The sequence below is a fragment of the Bacillus sp. G16 genome (assembly GCF_021282335.1).
In the GTDB taxonomy this organism is placed as follows: Bacteria; Bacillota; Bacilli; order Bacillales; family Bacillaceae; genus Bacillus; species Bacillus inaquosorum.
Window position 1 is genome coordinate 71,738 of record NZ_JAJSOZ010000004.1, and the last position, 14,856, is coordinate 86,593.

The window sequence follows — 14,856 nt, forward strand, 5'->3', positions numbered from 1 at the left end:
ATCAGATGCCTCCTTCATATATTTGTTTGCTGATATATCGATCGCTGCTGTCAGGAAATACGGTGACAATGTTTGTTCCTGCGGATGCTTTTTTCGCTTCCTCCAATGCTGCATAAAGCGCTGCACCTGAAGAGCTTCCGATCAGCAGACCTTCTTTTTCTGCCGCTTCTTTCACAAGTTTAAACGCATTCTCATCTGTTACGGTGTAGATCTCATCAAAATGGCTTTCATTCATATAGTCGGGAATAAACTCCATGCCGATGCCTTCTGTTTTATGAGCGTGAGGCTCTCCTCCGTTTAAAATGGAGCCTTCCGGTTCGACAATCACTGTTTTGACTGCTGGATTTTTTTCTTTCAAGAAAGAAGCAGTTCCTGCGAATGTGCCTCCTGATCCTGCCCCTGCGACAAACGTATGGATATTGCCGTCTAACGCTTCCCATATTTCAGGTCCAAGCGTCTTGTAGTAAGTCGATGGATTTACTCGGTTTTTAAATTGCAAAACGCAATAAGAATTTTCAATTTCAGTCTCCAGCTGCATGGCTTTTTGAATGGCTCCCTGCATTCCGTCTTGACGCGGTGTATGAATGATTGATGCTCCAAGCGCTTGCATAATTTGCTGTTTCTCTGTACTGAAATGTTCAGGGACACAGAAAATCGCTTTTAACCCATATTTTCTGGCACTCAGCGCAAGGCCGATTCCTGTATTGCCTGCCGTAGCTTCTATAATTACTCCGCCAGGATTCACCTTGCCTGAATCCAGCGCGTCACGGATCAGCATATCTCCCAGTCTGTCTTTAATGCTTCCGCCGGGATTCATCATTTCAAGCTTGGCATACACTGCGACTCCTTCAGGAACATCAAAGTTCTTCAGGCGGAGAAGCGGTGTATTCCCAATCAGCTCGGTAATGTCCGTAATGACAGTCATATATGTCCTCCTCCTTGATAGAGGTTGTTTTTAGGGAAAACGGAGGAGAACTTTCCCCCGTTTTAATGAATTCGTTTGATCACCTTTAACACAAGCTCTGTTGAATTGACAGCTGCCTGCTCTAAAAATTGGTCAAATGATACATGTGATTCTTTTCCTGCGATATCGGATAGCGCTCTGATGACGACAAACGGCGTTTTAAATTGATGGCACACTTGAGCTACTGCCGCAGCCTCCATTTCAACCGCGTACAGATCAGAAAATCTCGCACGCACTTCTTCAACCCGCTTCGGATCGTTCATGAAAGAATCGCCTGTTGCGATCGTTCCTTTTGCAACCTGAATGCCGTCGAGTTCAGAAATTGCTTCTTCAGTGATGCTGATCAGCTTTTCGTCCGCGGCATAAGCAGCCGGAAGACCCGGCACCTGCCCGTATTCATAGTCAAAGGCCGTTACATCTACATCATGGTGGCGAACATCAGTGGAAATGACGACATCTCCTACATTCAATGTATGATGAAATCCGCCCGCTGAGCCTGTGTTAATGACATAATCAGGCTTGTAACGATCAAGCAAAAGCGTCGTGCTGATCGCAGCATTTACTTTTCCAATTCCTGATTTTAAAAGAATCACTTCGGTTCCTTCATATTCGCCTGTTGTAAATTCACAATGTGCGATTGTTTCTGTTTTTGCATGTTCAAGTTTGCTTCTTAGGATGGTGACTTCCTCTTCCATTGCTCCGATGACTGCTAGTTTCATCTATTCACATTCCCTTCACTTTACCGTTTGATCGCCTCCATTATCCACACGAAATCGTTGTGCTGAGTGAATTGGACTGCAAAACCTTCAGCTGTAAACATCTCTTTCAACGCATCCAATGTAGGATAATGCTCCGTCTCTAAATCGTTTGCCAACTGATAGAAGCCTTGAGAACGTGCTTTATCAATAGCCTGTTGATATGCTTGCACATCTTCAAAGACGGTATCGGCAAACACTATTTTATCATGCAAGTGAAGGTATTTGCCATATTGCTTTATAGCAGCCCGCTTTTCTTCGTCGGTCAAATGATGAAAAGCATATGAACTGACAATCGTGTCAGCTTGAAATGGCGGCTCAGGAAATGTCAGGAAGTCTCCGTCAACGAATTCTGCCCTGCCTGAAAGCTTGTCAGAAGCCAATTTGCGCATTGCGGGAGACGGTTCGATTCCAAATACAGATTTGCCCGCATCCAGCAGCTTGGCTGTCAAATTTCCGGTCCCCGGGCCAAATTCTAACACATGCGTTCCAGACCTGCTGACGATGGCATCAAGAATATCACCATAGCCTCTGAACGCTTCTTTATACTGAATATCAAAACCTTGTACTGTTTGATCATAAGTTGCTGCCCAATCTTCAAAGAGAGGGATAAATTCACGTCCCATATTTGTCACACTCCATATTTTATAATTCCTATAAGCATACTATGAATTGATGATGGAACAGTTCCTATAATACCACATCTTCTGGAAAGCAGGTACTAAAACACTTTGTGTATTTTATGCCATCTATATTGCGCGTTACCCGTCAAAAAGCTTATACTTCATATGACTTGTGAAAGCTGGAGGGTCGAGATATGAATTTTCAATTAGATCTGATAAAAGACAAAGTGGAATTTTTTGAAGCGGCTTCATTGCAGGAGCTTGAAAAGAAAATCAATACACAAATTGAAAACAATAAAGCCATCATGCTCCGGGTGAAATCTGTTTCACACCAAACTGCTGCGGCAGACGGAAGAATATTGTACAGCGCGGTTGTTCATTTCGCAGCTGAAGCCTAAAACAAAAGCAGCCGGTTCTAATCCGGCTGCTTTTGTTTATTTTAATTTTTCTACTTTTGTCGGCTTCCAGCCTTTTTCATCAACCCATGTAATCGTGACTTGATATTTATCTCCAGTCGTCTTGTCTAAAATCTTGCCTTTGGCATCCTGCGGGCTGCCGTTATTTCCGAGCCAAAGCACCGTCATGTGATCTGTTGAGACTCCGGTTGCATATGAAATGGCTTTAAGCATCTCAGCCCAGTCTTGTGAGCTTGAGTCATAAGTGGCGGCATGCTCGCCCGTCTGCTCAGTTCCGACTGCTTTCCAGTCAGGGTTTTCATACGTTTTTTCCACATCGCTTGATGAGCCGCCTTCTGTTACTTTTGCGTCTTTAAGCGGGTCGTCTGAGCTTGAGTCTGAATCAGAATCTGATTCATCACTTTTAGAAGAATCATCTTTTTTGGAATCTGAATCTGAGTCAGAAGACTTCTCAGAATCCTTTTCGCTGTCAGATGTATCTTTCTTGCTGTCTTTTATATCCTCATCCGATTTCTTTTCCGTCTTTCCTGAAGCCGGAGATTCCTGTTTTTGCGCCGTTTCAGAATCCTTGCTGACATCTTTGCTAGAAGGACTGTTAATGAATAGATTAGCTGCTACTACGACAATTAGTATGGATACGATTGCGATTAAAATGTTAAGCACTAAATTAGCTTTCCTGCGCTTATCACGGTTTTCATAACGAGATTGATTATTGCTCAATAATTCTGCACTCCTTTATCCCTCTTGGCTCAGCATATATTTTACCATGTGCTGAGAAGTTGTTCTATTTCTGATTGATTTCAATTTCGTGTACTTTTTTAACAATATCATAAAACACCGAATTTGTCAGAGCCTTATCCCCCGGTGTATCCATGTGTAAAACGACAAGAGCGTATTTCGGCTTATCCGCAGGAAAATATCCGGCAAACCATTTTTCATAAAGCGTTTCTTTCTCTTTTGAAAGCTTGCCTGTCTGGGCTGTGCCTGACTTCCCTGCTACAGTATACGGAAGATCCTGAAACCTTCTGCCCGTTCCGGAAGGAGATTCCACCACCCGCCGCAGCATTTTTTGAAGCTGCTGTGCCGTATATTTGTCTATCGTTTCTCCTTTGAGCTTCTGGTCTTTAAACTTGACGAGCGTTGTGCCGTTTTTATATTCAATCTGTTCAGCGATTTTCACCTGCCGCTTTTCTCCGCCGCGGGCGATCGTTGCCATCATATTGGCTACCTCGAGCGGCGTTACCTTTACATTTTTCTGCCCGATTGCTGTTTGCGCAATGGCTTTTTTGACTGATTTGTCTTTTTCATCCCCCCAAATCACGCCGCTTTTTTCATTATACAACTGGCGGAAATCTGTTTCGTGATACAGTTTTCCTTCCCAGCCTGCCCGATCAGTGAGAGCCAGCTTTTCGGACATGTCTTCAATAACTGAGCTGTCTTTTTTCATTAATTGTTCAGCAAGACTCGTAAATGTGTAATTGCAGCTTTGGGCAAAACTTTCATCAAAAGACAAGGTTCCTTTGTCGTCGCCCGGTTCCCCGTACAGGTTTAAATTGCAATTAAAGGTTTGGCTCGGCTTCACTGTATCATTTTCGATCGCAGCTGCGGCAATGACTGTTTTAAAAACAGAGCCGGGATAGATTGGCGTCAGCATGTAATTTTGAAGCGTGTTTTGCTGAGACACATCGGCATCCGGTTTGCTTACAATTCCCAGAACACTGCTATTTTCGATGTCCAGCAGCACGGCTCCTCCTTTTTTCAGCCCCTGTTCATCCAATACCTCCTCCATCGCTTTTTGAAAGCTTTGGTCGATCGTTGTTTTGACCTGAAGCGGATAAAACGTATTGGCTTCAGCTGTGTATTTGACGTCCATGCCAAACAAAGGGTTTCCTTTTCCGTCCACATGATATAAAAGTTTTGTGTCTTGTTCCGGAAGCAAAAACTCATCAAATGTCCGTTCTAATCCCGTTGTTCCGATTTCCGTTGTAACCGGAAGGGTCTCCTTATCAGGATATTTCCTGCGGAGAAGCGCCGGATCTTGATTCGTGCTCCCGATCGTATGTGAAGCAAGGCTGGGCTTGTCTTCATTCTCCATATATACGCCGTAAATTCCGGGATATTTCAAAGAATTGATTTTTGTGATGGATTGTTTCGAAAGTGTTTTGATTTTCTTTTGTTGTAAAATGACCGGTTTTTTTGCTTTTGCGAGAGTATGGTGCAGTTCATCTTCAGACATGCCGAGGATGTCTGCAACTTTTTTGATCGGCCAATCCTGCGTCAGCAGAAAAGGGAACAAAACAACCGCAGGCTCACTTTTGCCGGTCAGCGCCTGCCCGTTTCGATCTAAAAAGGAACCTCTTCCATCAGAAATGAGCACTTCCTCCGTCCGCTGTTTCACGCTTTCTTGGATCAAATTGATTTTCTTTTTAGAAAATGATTCGGTGAAAAACAGCTGGATTTCCGCCAGCCTTAGCAGAAGGAAAAAAAACACGATCAAAAAAGCGATGACTGTCAGCTTCATTCGTTTCGATATCTTCATAAAAAAACACCTCACCCACATTGTGGACGAGGTGTTTCTTTGCTAAACGGATATTATGAAATTTTCACAATTTTCACGAGCATTTCTCCGCCTGGTGTTTGAACTGTCACTTCATCATCTACTTTTTTGCCCAGCAGGCTTTTGGCGATTGGAGAATCGTTTGAGATTTTTCCTTCAAACGGATCAGCTTCAGCGCTTCCAACAATTGTATAGGATTCTTCGTCACCGTCAGGCAGTTCGACGAAAGTGACGGTTTTACCTAAACCGACAACATTAGAGCCGCCGTCATCTTCAATGATTTTCGCATTGCGGATCATATTTTCAAGAGTCGTCACACGGCCCTCTACGAATGCCTGCTCTTCTTTTGCTGAATCGTATTCAGAGTTCTCGGAAAGGTCTCCGAAACTTCTCGCAATTTTGATGCGCTCTACTACTTCTTTTCGTTTAACCGTTTTCAAATATTCTAATTCTTGTTCAAGTTTTTGTTTTCCTTCTGCAGTCATAGGAAAAACTTTCTCTTGTGCCATGTCCCTTCACTCCTTCTGGTTGTCCCTCAACATCTTCGATTATGTATGAGAGCATAAACTAAAAAATACAAGAATGAGAACACAGGGCAGTCCTCGTTCTTCTCTCCCATATAGGTACTGTTTATCTTAAACTGAATCTTGTCGTTCTGCAAATATTTCGCGTTTATAAACAGGGAAAGAAGGGAATTCGCACATTCCCTTCCTGCCTATACATAATATGGTCAGAGTTATTTATGTCTATGCTATGGTATTACAAAATCGCGTTTTGTTCAAGAATGGTTTGGATTTTTGTGACCATCAGATCAATTGCGACGTGATTCTGTCCGCCTTCCGGGATAATAATATCAGCGTATCGTTTCGTCGGCTCGACAAATTGGTTATGCATCGGGCGGACAACTGACACATATTGTTCAATAACAGAATCAATAGAGCGGCCGCGCTCATTAATATCTCTCATAATCCGTCTGATGATACGCAAGTCAGCGTCTGTATCAACGTAAAGCTTGATATCCATCAGATCACGGAGCCTTTTGTCTTCAAGAACAAGAATGCCTTCAAGGATAATAACATCCTTGGGCTCTACGTGAACCGTTTCTTCTGAACGTGTGTGAAGCTTATAGTCGTAAATCGGCTTTTCAATCGGACGGTAATTCAATAGATCCTGAATATGCTCGATTAAATAGTCATTATCAAACGCAAGCGGATGATCATAGTTTGTGTTCAGCCTTTCTTCAAATGGAAGATGGCTTTGGTCTTTATAATAAAGGTCTTGCTGGATCATTAAAATCGAGTGTCCTTTAAATTGTTCATAAATTGACCGTGTGACACTCGTTTTTCCTGAACCGGAACCTCCTGCGATTCCAATGACTACTGGATTCTTACCCATGGGTGTTACTTCCCCTTTCTCATCATGTTGCTCGGATAAATCTTTTTGTCTAGTTTGAATTTGACAATTTGCAGGGGATGGCGGGCAGCATCTAGCTCATTTCCGTCTTCGTCCCAAATGGTTTCAATCGTGTGTGTAAAGTTTTCGATTTCCGGACCGAAAAATTCCACTTCGTCGCCTTTTTTGAAGAAATTGCGCTGCTGAAGCGTGACCATTTGTGTGTCTTCATCATAATTCAGCACTAAGCCGACAAAATCAAACGTTGTTTTTTTGGCATGCTCGCCAAACATTTGCTCTTCATAGCCTGGCGTTCCTTCAAAGAAAGCTGTCGCAGTGTCCCGGTTGGCGCACTTATCAAGCTCTTCAAGCCATTCTTTTTGAATCACAAAGTTATCCGGATCAGCACAATAAGCGTCAATTACTTTGCGGTATACGCTAACTACTGTTGCTACATAGTGAATTGATTTCATGCGGCCTTCAATCTTTAAGCTGTCGATGCCCATTTCGATCATTTTCGGAATGGATTCAATCAGCTTCAAATCTTTCGGGCTCATCGCAAATGGCGCATCTTCTTCACCATACAAAGCAACGGCGTTAGCACCATCTGTTTGATAGAGATCATAATCCCAGCGGCATGACTGGCAGCAGCCTCCGCGGTTGGAATCCCGCGCTGTCATGTGATTGCTCAGGACACAGCGGCCGGAATATGCGATGCACATCGCGCCGTGAATAAAGGATTCGATTTCGATATCTACTTTTTCTTTCATTTCTCTGATTTCGAGCGCGCTTGTTTCACGTGCCAGCACGACGCGGTCAAGGCCTTCTTCCTTCCAGAACTGGACAGCCTTCCAGTTTGAAAGAGACTGCTGCGTGCTCAAGTGAACCTCAACATTCGGCGCCACTCTGCGGCATGTTTCGATAATAAGCGGATCTGCCACAATGATGCCGGCAACGTTGGCGTCTCCGAGCGCTTTTAAATATTCTTCAAGCCCGTCCATGTTTTCATTATGGGCGAAAATATTCGTCGTTACGTAGATCTTCGCGCCATATTGTTTCGCGAATTCAACGCCTTCTGCAATTTCTTCGATCGTAAAGTTATCGGCATTCGAGCGCAGCCCGTATTCCTGTCCTCCGATAAAGACCGCGTCCGCTCCGTAATGAACAGCAATTTTCAGCTTTTCAAGATTACCCGCAGGTGCGAGAAGCTCCGGCTTTTTCGTAATCACACGTTTACCATTGACGATTGTGGATATTTTATCATTTACGGCAGTCATAGCTTAACCTCCTTTTGATTAATAAACCGTTTCTTTGAAGAAGAATCCGGTATCGATTTTTCTGTTAACTGGCTGGATGCTTTCAATGCGCTCAATCCAGTCTTCTTTTTTCGCTTCGTATTCGTCACGGTTTTCCACACACAGATCAATGGCTTCTCTGTACATTTTGGTGACTTCTATTAGGTATTCAGGCGTTTTCAGGACACCGTCGATTTTGAAAGAATCAATGCCTGCATCTATTAATTCTTCTAGCTCATCAATGATGCACACATCGTTCGGGCTCATGATGTGCGTGCCGTTTTCATCTTCGAAAATCGGATATTTGTTATCACGTTCTTTATCGTGCAAAAACATGCCCGATTCTTTTTTCTTTCCTTCAATGTCCATGACTTTGCCTTGGTATTCAAAATAGTTTCCAATCAAAGAACGCTTCGATTGGAACATACATGTCATTCCATGCACGTGGATTTCAATTTCGACTTCAGCGTTTTCTTTAATCTCCACAATGCTGTCCATATTCAACTCTCTGGCAAGCACAGAACGTGCCGCCCCTTTGCGTCCCCAGTAATTGCATGTATAGTAGTTGGTGCCTGTTGTTTCTGTGCTCCAATGAAGCTTCAGGCCAGGCGCAGATTCACGGGCAGCCATAAGCACGGCAGGATCGCCGAACACCGCTGCATCGACACCGGTTTCCGCTAAGAAAGCCAGATATTCGCCAAGCTCTCCCACTTTATCGTTATGGAAAATTGCATTTACAGCAACGTATACTTTTGCCCCTTCTTTGTGAGCGATCTCTACAGCTTTTGTTACATCTTCACGAGAAAATTCTCCGGCTAATCTCAAGCCGTATCTCTGTTCCCCAACTAAAAACGCAGTTGCCCCCGCCTGTATCAGCGGCAAAATGTCCGCTGTACTCGTCGGCGTCACTAAGAGCTCTGGTTTTTTCATGACGTTCACCTCTTCTTTTTACTAATCGCAAGTCCGTCCCCGACAGGAATAATCGCAGTTTGATAATCCGGATGATTCATCAGCCAATGATTATATTCATCAATTTTTGTTATCAGCCTGCGCCTTCTTTTCGGTTCTATTTTGCTGTAATCCTCTGCCACCAGACCTTTAAACAGCACGTTGTCTGTTATAATCACCCCGTCCGGTGAAAGCATCGGTTCATATAAATGAAAAAAGTTTTGATACTGACCTTTTGCAGCGTCAATAAAAATGACATCGTAAGGCGCGGTCACACGAACGGCGTCGGCTAATTCAAGCGCGTCTCCGTAAAAAACATGAATCCGGTCATCAAGCTGAAACTCCTTGATATTGTTTACCGCTTCTTCATGCCGTTTCTCATTGCGTTCAATTGTATATATTTCAGCAGACGGCAGCTCCAGCGCCATTCGAATGGCGGAATAACCAATGGCCGTTCCGATTTCTAGTATTTTTTTCGGCTGTTTCACAGACAAAATTTGAAGCAGCACCTCCATGCCCGCTTTTTCCATGATCGGGACATGATGTTCTTCTGCATATGCTTCAAGCTTCTTCACGTTTTCCGGCCGAGGCTTCAATAATGCTTCTATATAGTCATTTATTTGTTCATAGCGGTCAGTCACAACAAACAGCCTCCCGTTCTAAAAAGGAGTGCCCTAGTCTTTAACACAGGACACTCTCTGAATACATCATGATACATCGGTAAACAACCCGATATATTTTATCATAAAACCTTGCGGAAAGCGAACAAAAGGAGAGCTTTTTGCTCTCCTTTTATTTCTCATTTTTTGAGGAAATGTATTTTTCTTTTGCTTTATTATGTTCTTTTAGCGTTTTTGTAAATACAACCTCACCATTTGATTTGGCCAAGAAGTACAGATAGTCTGTTTTATCCGGATGCAGCGCCGCTTCCCATGACGACATGCCGGCGTTGGCAATCGGCCCTGGCGTCAGTCCCGTGTTTTTATACGTATTGTACGGTGAATCGATTTCCAGATCCTTATAAAGAACCCGGTCTTTATGCTTGCCTGCTGCGTATAGCACGGTCGGATCTGTTTGAAGCGGCATTTTCTCTTTCAGGCGGTTATAAAAGACGCTCGCAATTTTATGGCGATCGGCTTTTTCAGTTGCTTCTTCTTCAATTAAAGAAGCCATCGTCAGCAGCTTATGCACAGAAAGTTTATTTTTCTTCATTTCTGCTTTGTAAGTTTCCACATAAGAGTTTGTCTGTTTGACCATTGCAGTAATAATGTCTTCAAGTGATGTATCCGGATCGTTAAAAGGGTATGTAGCCGGGAATAGGTACCCTTCCAGCGGATGCTTAATGTTTTTATTGAAAACATCGTTTGTAACAGTGTCCGGAAATTCTTTCTTCAGCTGATTGATAAATGTTTCATCGTCCAGCTTCGCTATGACTTGTTCTTTAGAGTATTTCGTTTCATCAGCAATAGCGGCTGCAATTTGTGTCAGCTGTTCTCCCTCAGTTACCGTGATTTGAAAGGCGTAGCCTGTAGCCCCGCTTGTCAGCTTATGAATAATGGCATCTAAATCCATTCCTTTATTCAGGTGATAGAATCCCGCCTGAAACCCGGAAGCACCTTTATATTTCACATAATACTGAAATGCCTTCTCGCTTTTTATGACATCGTTTTTCTTCAATATCGATGCGATGGCCGAAACAGACGATCCGCTCGGAATGTTAATATTAACTGTCGTTTTACTGTTTTCCTCAACAGGTTCAAGCAATGATTTCCCATATAAAAATGCCCCGCCAACGATGAGAAGCAGCACAATAATGGAAGACAGTAGAATTCTTTTTTTATTTAAAAATGATTTTTTTTGCTGATTGATATACATTAGGTCTCCTCCCATCAGCTCTTATACTACATGATTCATTGTATTTCGGCAATTTATTACAAAAAAAGGGTGAAAGAGGCCTTCATACAGCAGAAAAAAAGCCGGAGCAGTATGGCTCCGGCTTTGGCGCGGTGTTTTATTCTTCGTCTTCGTCCGCTAAGAATGTGTTTAGTGTTTCTTCGATCATATCCCATTCCTCATCAGTTTCGATCGGGAATAGCTCACCGTTTTCACCGTCTTCGTTTGGCGTGAAGCTGGAAGCAAGAATTTCTACTTCTTCGTCATCTTTTGTTTCAATTGGGTAGTACAACACATAAGACTTGTCAAACTCTTCGTTTTCAAATGTAAACAGCACTTCACAAAGCTGTTCATTTCCTTGATCGTCAACAATTGTAATATTTTTTTCGCCGTGTTCCATTTTCTTCACCTCTGGCTTTAATTTAAGCTGTCGAGATATCCTTGCAATATCATAACAGCCGCCATTTTATCAATGACTTTTTTTCGTTTTTGCCTGCTGACATCAGCGGCAATCAGCATTTTTTCAGCCGCCATTGTGGTAAGACGCTCGTCCCACAGCACAACAGGAACATTGTACGTTGTTTCAAGCACTTTCGCAAATGTTTGGCTGGCTTCGCCTCTCGGCCCGACTGTTCCGTTCATGTTCTTAGGAAAGCCGAGCACGATTTTATCTATAGTATGGTCCTTTATCAGTTCAGATAAACGGGATAAACCATAATCGCCTTCCGCTTCATTTATCTTTATGGTCTCAATGCCTTGAGCAGTCCAGCCCATTTCATCGCTCAGAGCAACACCGAGTGTTTTGGTTCCTAAATCGAGTCCTAATATTCTCATTCTTTATTTACGCCTCTTTATGCTGTTCTAAATAAGACTTTACCAATTCCTCGATTAATTCGTCTCTTTCAAGTTTGCGAATTAAATTGCGAGCGTCACGATGCCTAGGAATATAAGCGGGATCACCTGACAGCAAGTATCCGACAATCTGATTGATTGGATTGTAGCCCTTTTCCTGAAGCGCGTCATACACTGTAATCAGCACCTCATTTACGTTAGTCTCAGCAGAATCATCGGAGAAATTAAATTTCATCGTTTTATCAAACGAGCTCACCGTTTTGCACCTCTTTCCCAAATTCGCAGGCAAAGTTCAGCCTGGGGTCCTAATCTTACCATCATTCTACACTACATGGGCAAATTATAAAACGGATTTTACCCAATCTTCTACAGAAGCCAAAGCTTCTTCTAATTTTCCCGGCTGTTTGCCGCCTGCCTGCGCCATATCCGGACGGCCTCCGCCGCCTCCGCCGCAAACTTCCGCAGCTTGTTTGACCAGCTTGCCGGCATGAAGGCCCTTCTCAATGAGATCCTTTGTGACTCCGGCAGAGATATTGACTTTATCATTTTGTACCGCACCAAGCACGATCACCGCAGAGCCAAGCTTTGCTTTCAGTTCATCCACCATTGTGCGGAGATGGTTCATGTCTTTCGCATTTACTTTTTCCGCAAGCACACTCACGCCGTCAACTTCTTTAACTTTTGACAGGATCGCTCCTGCTTCAACATTGCCGAGTTTCGCAAGAAGAGATTCATTTTCTCTTTGTGCATCCTTCAGTTCAGTCTGCAGAGCCGCAACCCGTTTCGGCACTTCTTTGATATTTGTTTTCAGCTCGTCAGCAGCCTGCTTCAATACTGAGATCTGGCTGTTCATTTCGACGTAAGCGCCTTGTCCTGTTACAGCTTCAATCCGTCTTGTACCTGCTCCGATTCCGGATTCAGAAACGATTTTAAACAGGCCGATTTCTGCTGTGTTTCTGACATGGCAGCCGCCGCACAGCTCTAAACTGTAATCTCCGACTTGAACGACCCGGACAATATCGCCGTATTTTTCGCCGAACAGAGCCATCGCGCCCATTTCTTTTGCTTCAGAGATCGGTTTCAAATCAATGCTGACCGGGATGCTCGCCCAGATCTTTTCGTTTACGATTCTTTCAATTTGTTCAAGCTCTTCTTTTGTCACTTGGCCAAAGTGCGAGAAGTCAAAACGAAGACGGTTTTCAGTCACAAGAGATCCTGCCTGATTGACATGAGTTCCAAGAACGTCTTTTAGTGCCTGATGCAATAAATGCGTTGCCGTATGGTTTTTAATGACGCCGCTTCTCATATGGTCTTCAACTTCAGCAGTAACATGCAAGCCTTTTTGAACAGTGCCGCTCTCCACAACACCTTCATGTACATGCTGGCCGTTAGGCGCTTTTTGCACATCTTTAATTCTCACCACTGCCTGTTCGCTGCGGAGATAGCCTTTATCGCCGATTTGGCCGCCGCTTTCTGCATAGAACGGGGTTTCATCAAGAATGATTTGAACGCTTTCCCCTTCATGAGCCTCTTCAATTAATTGGCCGTCCTGAAGAAGCACAATGACATTGGCATCAGCTTTTGTTTGAGAATAGCCGACAAATGTGCTTTCATCGGTCACGTCGCGCAATGCGCCGCCCTGCACCTGCATGCTGCCGACATCCTGGCGGGCGTTTCTTGCCCGTTCACGCTGCTGGTTCATTTCTTCTTCAAAGCCTTTATGGTCAACCGTCATGTTCTCGTCTTCTGCGTATTCTTCCGTCAGCTCAACTGGGAATCCATACGTGTCGTACAACTTAAATACGTCGGCACCTGAAATAACGCTGCTGCCCTTGTCTTTTTCTTTTTTGATCATTTCTGACAGGATAGCAAGCCCTTCATTAAGTGTTTCGTGGAAGCGCTCTTCCTCGGTTTTGATGACTTTTGCGATGAAATCCGCTTTTTCTTTCACTTCAGGATAGAAATCTGCCATGATTTCAGCGACAACCGGCACTAAATCGTACATGAACGGACGATGGATGTTGATCGTTTTGGCATAACGCACGGCCCGGCGCAATAAGCGTCTTAATACATAGCCGCGGCCTTCATTTGACGGAAGCGCCCCGTCACTGACAGCAAAGGCAACCGTTCTGATGTGGTCGGCAATCACTTTAAACGCAGTGTCCTTCACATTGTCTTTGCCGTATGTTTCACCAGAAATGGTTTCTGTTGCTTTGATGATCGGAACAAACAAATCGGTATCAAAGTTTGTCGGAACATTTTGGATGACAGATACCATTCTTTCAAGTCCCATGCCCGTATCAATGTTTTTCTTCGGAAGCGGCGTGTACTTGCCGTCAGGGTTATGGTTGAACTCAGAGAACACAAGGTTCCATACTTCTAAGTAACGGTCGTTTTCTCCGCCAGGATAAAGCTCCGGATCTTCTGGATCATTACCATATGCTTCACCGCGGTCGTAGAAGATTTCCGTGTTCGGTCCGCTCGGCCCTTCACCGATGTCCCAGAAGTTCCCTTCAAGACGGATAATTCTTTCTTCAGGAATACCGATTTTTTTCGCCCAGAACTCATACGCCTCTTCATCTTCAGGATGAACCGTAACAGAGAGAAGCTCTTTGTCGAAACCAATCCACTTGTCACTCGTTAAAAACTCCCAAGCCCATGTAATGGCTTCTTCTTTGAAATAATCGCCGATGGAAAAGTTTCCGAGCATTTCAAAGAATGTGTGATGGCGCGCAGTTTTACCTACATTTTCTATATCGTTTGTTCTGATCGCTTTTTGAGCGTTTACGATTCTTGGATTTTCCGGAACAACACGGCCGTCAAAATATTTTTTCAGCGTCGCAACACCGCTGTTGATCCAAAGCAGTGAAGGATCCTCATGAGGCACTAATGACGCGCTTGGCTCTACCGCATGTCCTTTTTCTTTAAAGAAATCCAAAAACATTTGACGCACTTCCGCAGAAGTTAAGTGTTTCATTGTATTTCCTCCTCTATAAAAATCGAAATTCTCTTCAGTGACAGCAAAAAAGCCCTCCCCCTATGCAAACCACACGTTTACACAGGGACGAGAGCTGTCTCGCGGTACCACCCTGATTACGGACATTATCATTCGCCCGTCACCTTTTACCCTGTAACGCAGGATGTGCGGCAGTGATTAACTG

16 protein-coding genes are annotated in these 14,856 nt (G+C 43.8%); 1 reads left to right on the plus strand and 15 read right to left on the minus strand.

Annotated features, from left to right (window positions below):
• Position 1: 1 nt before the first annotated feature.
• The 3 genes from LWH95_RS05930 to LWH95_RS05940 all read right to left on the minus strand — a co-directional run bounded on the left by LWH95_RS05930 (position 2) and on the right by LWH95_RS05940 (position 2,345).
• Entirely contained in the window at positions 2-925 is a 924-nt protein-coding gene (locus tag LWH95_RS05930) for an O-acetylserine dependent cystathionine beta-synthase (RefSeq protein ID WP_232919147.1), read from the minus strand.
• Between the two features lie 62 nt (positions 926-987).
• On the minus strand, positions 988-1,683 hold the full coding sequence (gene mtnN, locus LWH95_RS05935; protein ID WP_019259023.1) for a 5'-methylthioadenosine/S-adenosylhomocysteine nucleosidase: 696 nt from the start codon (positions 1,681-1,683) through the stop codon (positions 988-990).
• 20 nt (positions 1,684-1,703) lie between these two features.
• Positions 1,704-2,345 (minus strand): class I SAM-dependent methyltransferase, encoded by a 642-nt coding sequence (locus tag LWH95_RS05940; protein WP_232919148.1) that lies wholly within the window; start codon positions 2,343-2,345, stop codon positions 1,704-1,706.
• 191 nt (positions 2,346-2,536) lie between these two features.
• On the opposite strand from LWH95_RS05940, the gene LWH95_RS05945 reads away from it, so the two are divergent.
• Positions 2,537-2,740, plus strand: coding sequence for a YrzA family protein (locus tag LWH95_RS05945; protein ID WP_232919149.1), 204 nt, complete (start codon positions 2,537-2,539; stop codon positions 2,738-2,740).
• A gap of 36 nt (positions 2,741-2,776) precedes the next feature.
• Here the strand turns inward: LWH95_RS05945 and LWH95_RS05950 are convergent, their stop codons facing one another.
• The 12 genes from LWH95_RS05950 to alaS form a co-directional block, all read right to left on the minus strand.
• Entirely contained in the window at positions 2,777-3,478 is a 702-nt protein-coding gene (locus LWH95_RS05950; RefSeq protein WP_019259025.1) for a YrrS family protein, read from the minus strand.
• A gap of 64 nt (positions 3,479-3,542) precedes the next feature.
• A complete protein-coding gene (locus LWH95_RS05955) occupies positions 3,543-5,297 on the minus strand; it encodes a peptidoglycan D,D-transpeptidase FtsI family protein (protein WP_232919150.1) in 1,755 nt (584 codons plus the stop codon).
• 53 nt (positions 5,298-5,350) lie between these two features.
• Positions 5,351-5,824 (minus strand): transcription elongation factor GreA, encoded by a 474-nt coding sequence (gene greA, locus LWH95_RS05960; protein ID WP_003237373.1) that lies wholly within the window; start codon positions 5,822-5,824, stop codon positions 5,351-5,353.
• 250 nt (positions 5,825-6,074) lie between these two features.
• Positions 6,075-6,710 (minus strand): uridine kinase, encoded by a 636-nt coding sequence (udk, locus tag LWH95_RS05965; RefSeq protein WP_003225916.1) that lies wholly within the window; start codon positions 6,708-6,710, stop codon positions 6,075-6,077.
• A gap of 5 nt (positions 6,711-6,715) precedes the next feature.
• Positions 6,716-7,984, minus strand: a complete 1,269-nt coding sequence (locus tag LWH95_RS05970) for a peptidase U32 family protein (protein WP_014114598.1) — start codon at positions 7,982-7,984, stop codon at positions 6,716-6,718.
• Positions 7,985-8,002: 18 nt separating this feature from the next.
• Positions 8,003-8,932 (minus strand): peptidase U32 family protein, encoded by a 930-nt coding sequence (locus LWH95_RS05975; protein WP_133486704.1) that lies wholly within the window; start codon positions 8,930-8,932, stop codon positions 8,003-8,005.
• A 5-nt stretch (positions 8,933-8,937) separates the two neighbouring features.
• Entirely contained in the window at positions 8,938-9,591 is a 654-nt protein-coding gene (locus LWH95_RS05980; protein WP_133486702.1) for an O-methyltransferase, read from the minus strand.
• Between the two features lie 151 nt (positions 9,592-9,742).
• Entirely contained in the window at positions 9,743-10,825 is a 1,083-nt protein-coding gene (gene mltG / locus LWH95_RS05985) for an endolytic transglycosylase MltG (protein ID WP_232919151.1), read from the minus strand.
• 136 nt (positions 10,826-10,961) lie between these two features.
• Positions 10,962-11,243: a DUF1292 domain-containing protein gene (locus LWH95_RS05990; protein WP_003237470.1), complete on the minus strand. Its 282-nt coding sequence runs from the start codon at positions 11,241-11,243 to the stop codon at positions 10,962-10,964.
• 17 nt (positions 11,244-11,260) lie between these two features.
• Positions 11,261-11,677, minus strand: coding sequence for a Holliday junction resolvase RuvX (gene ruvX, locus LWH95_RS05995; protein ID WP_003237472.1), 417 nt, complete (start codon positions 11,675-11,677; stop codon positions 11,261-11,263).
• 7 nt (positions 11,678-11,684) lie between these two features.
• Positions 11,685-11,951 (minus strand): IreB family regulatory phosphoprotein, encoded by a 267-nt coding sequence (locus LWH95_RS06000; RefSeq protein WP_003225903.1) that lies wholly within the window; start codon positions 11,949-11,951, stop codon positions 11,685-11,687.
• An 84-nt stretch (positions 11,952-12,035) separates the two neighbouring features.
• Complete coding sequence (gene alaS, locus LWH95_RS06005) at positions 12,036-14,672, minus strand: alanine--tRNA ligase (protein WP_232919152.1); 2,637 nt, start codon at positions 14,670-14,672, stop codon at positions 12,036-12,038.
• Positions 14,673-14,856 lie beyond the last annotated feature (184 nt).

Coding starts and splice junctions, on each gene's coding strand:
- LWH95_RS05945 (WP_232919149.1), top strand. CDS start 2,537: ATGAATTTTCAATTAGATCTGATAAAAGACAAAGTGGAATTTTTTGAA.
- LWH95_RS05970 (WP_014114598.1), bottom strand. CDS start 7,984: ATGACTGCCGTAAATGATAAAATATCCACAATCGTCAATGGTAAACGT.
- udk (WP_003225916.1), bottom strand. CDS start 6,710: ATGGGTAAGAATCCAGTAGTCATTGGAATCGCAGGAGGTTCCGGTTCA.
- greA (WP_003237373.1), bottom strand. CDS start 5,824: ATGGCACAAGAGAAAGTTTTTCCTATGACTGCAGAAGGAAAACAAAAA.
- LWH95_RS05955 (WP_232919150.1), bottom strand. CDS start 5,297: ATGAAGATATCGAAACGAATGAAGCTGACAGTCATCGCTTTTTTGATC.
- mtnN (WP_019259023.1), bottom strand. CDS start 1,683: ATGAAACTAGCAGTCATCGGAGCAATGGAAGAGGAAGTCACCATCCTA.
- mltG (WP_232919151.1), bottom strand. CDS start 10,825: ATGTATATCAATCAGCAAAAAAAATCATTTTTAAATAAAAAAAGAATT.
- LWH95_RS05990 (WP_003237470.1), bottom strand. CDS start 11,243: ATGGAACACGGCGAAAAAAATATTACAATTGTTGACGATCAAGGAAAT.
- LWH95_RS05975 (WP_133486704.1), bottom strand. CDS start 8,932: ATGAAAAAACCAGAGCTCTTAGTGACGCCGACGAGTACAGCGGACATT.
- LWH95_RS05930 (WP_232919147.1), bottom strand. CDS start 925: ATGACTGTCATTACGGACATTACCGAGCTGATTGGGAATACACCGCTT.
- LWH95_RS05940 (WP_232919148.1), bottom strand. CDS start 2,345: ATGGGACGTGAATTTATCCCTCTCTTTGAAGATTGGGCAGCAACTTAT.
- ruvX (WP_003237472.1), bottom strand. CDS start 11,677: ATGAGAATATTAGGACTCGATTTAGGAACCAAAACACTCGGTGTTGCT.
- alaS (WP_232919152.1), bottom strand. CDS start 14,672: ATGAAACACTTAACTTCTGCGGAAGTGCGTCAAATGTTTTTGGATTTC.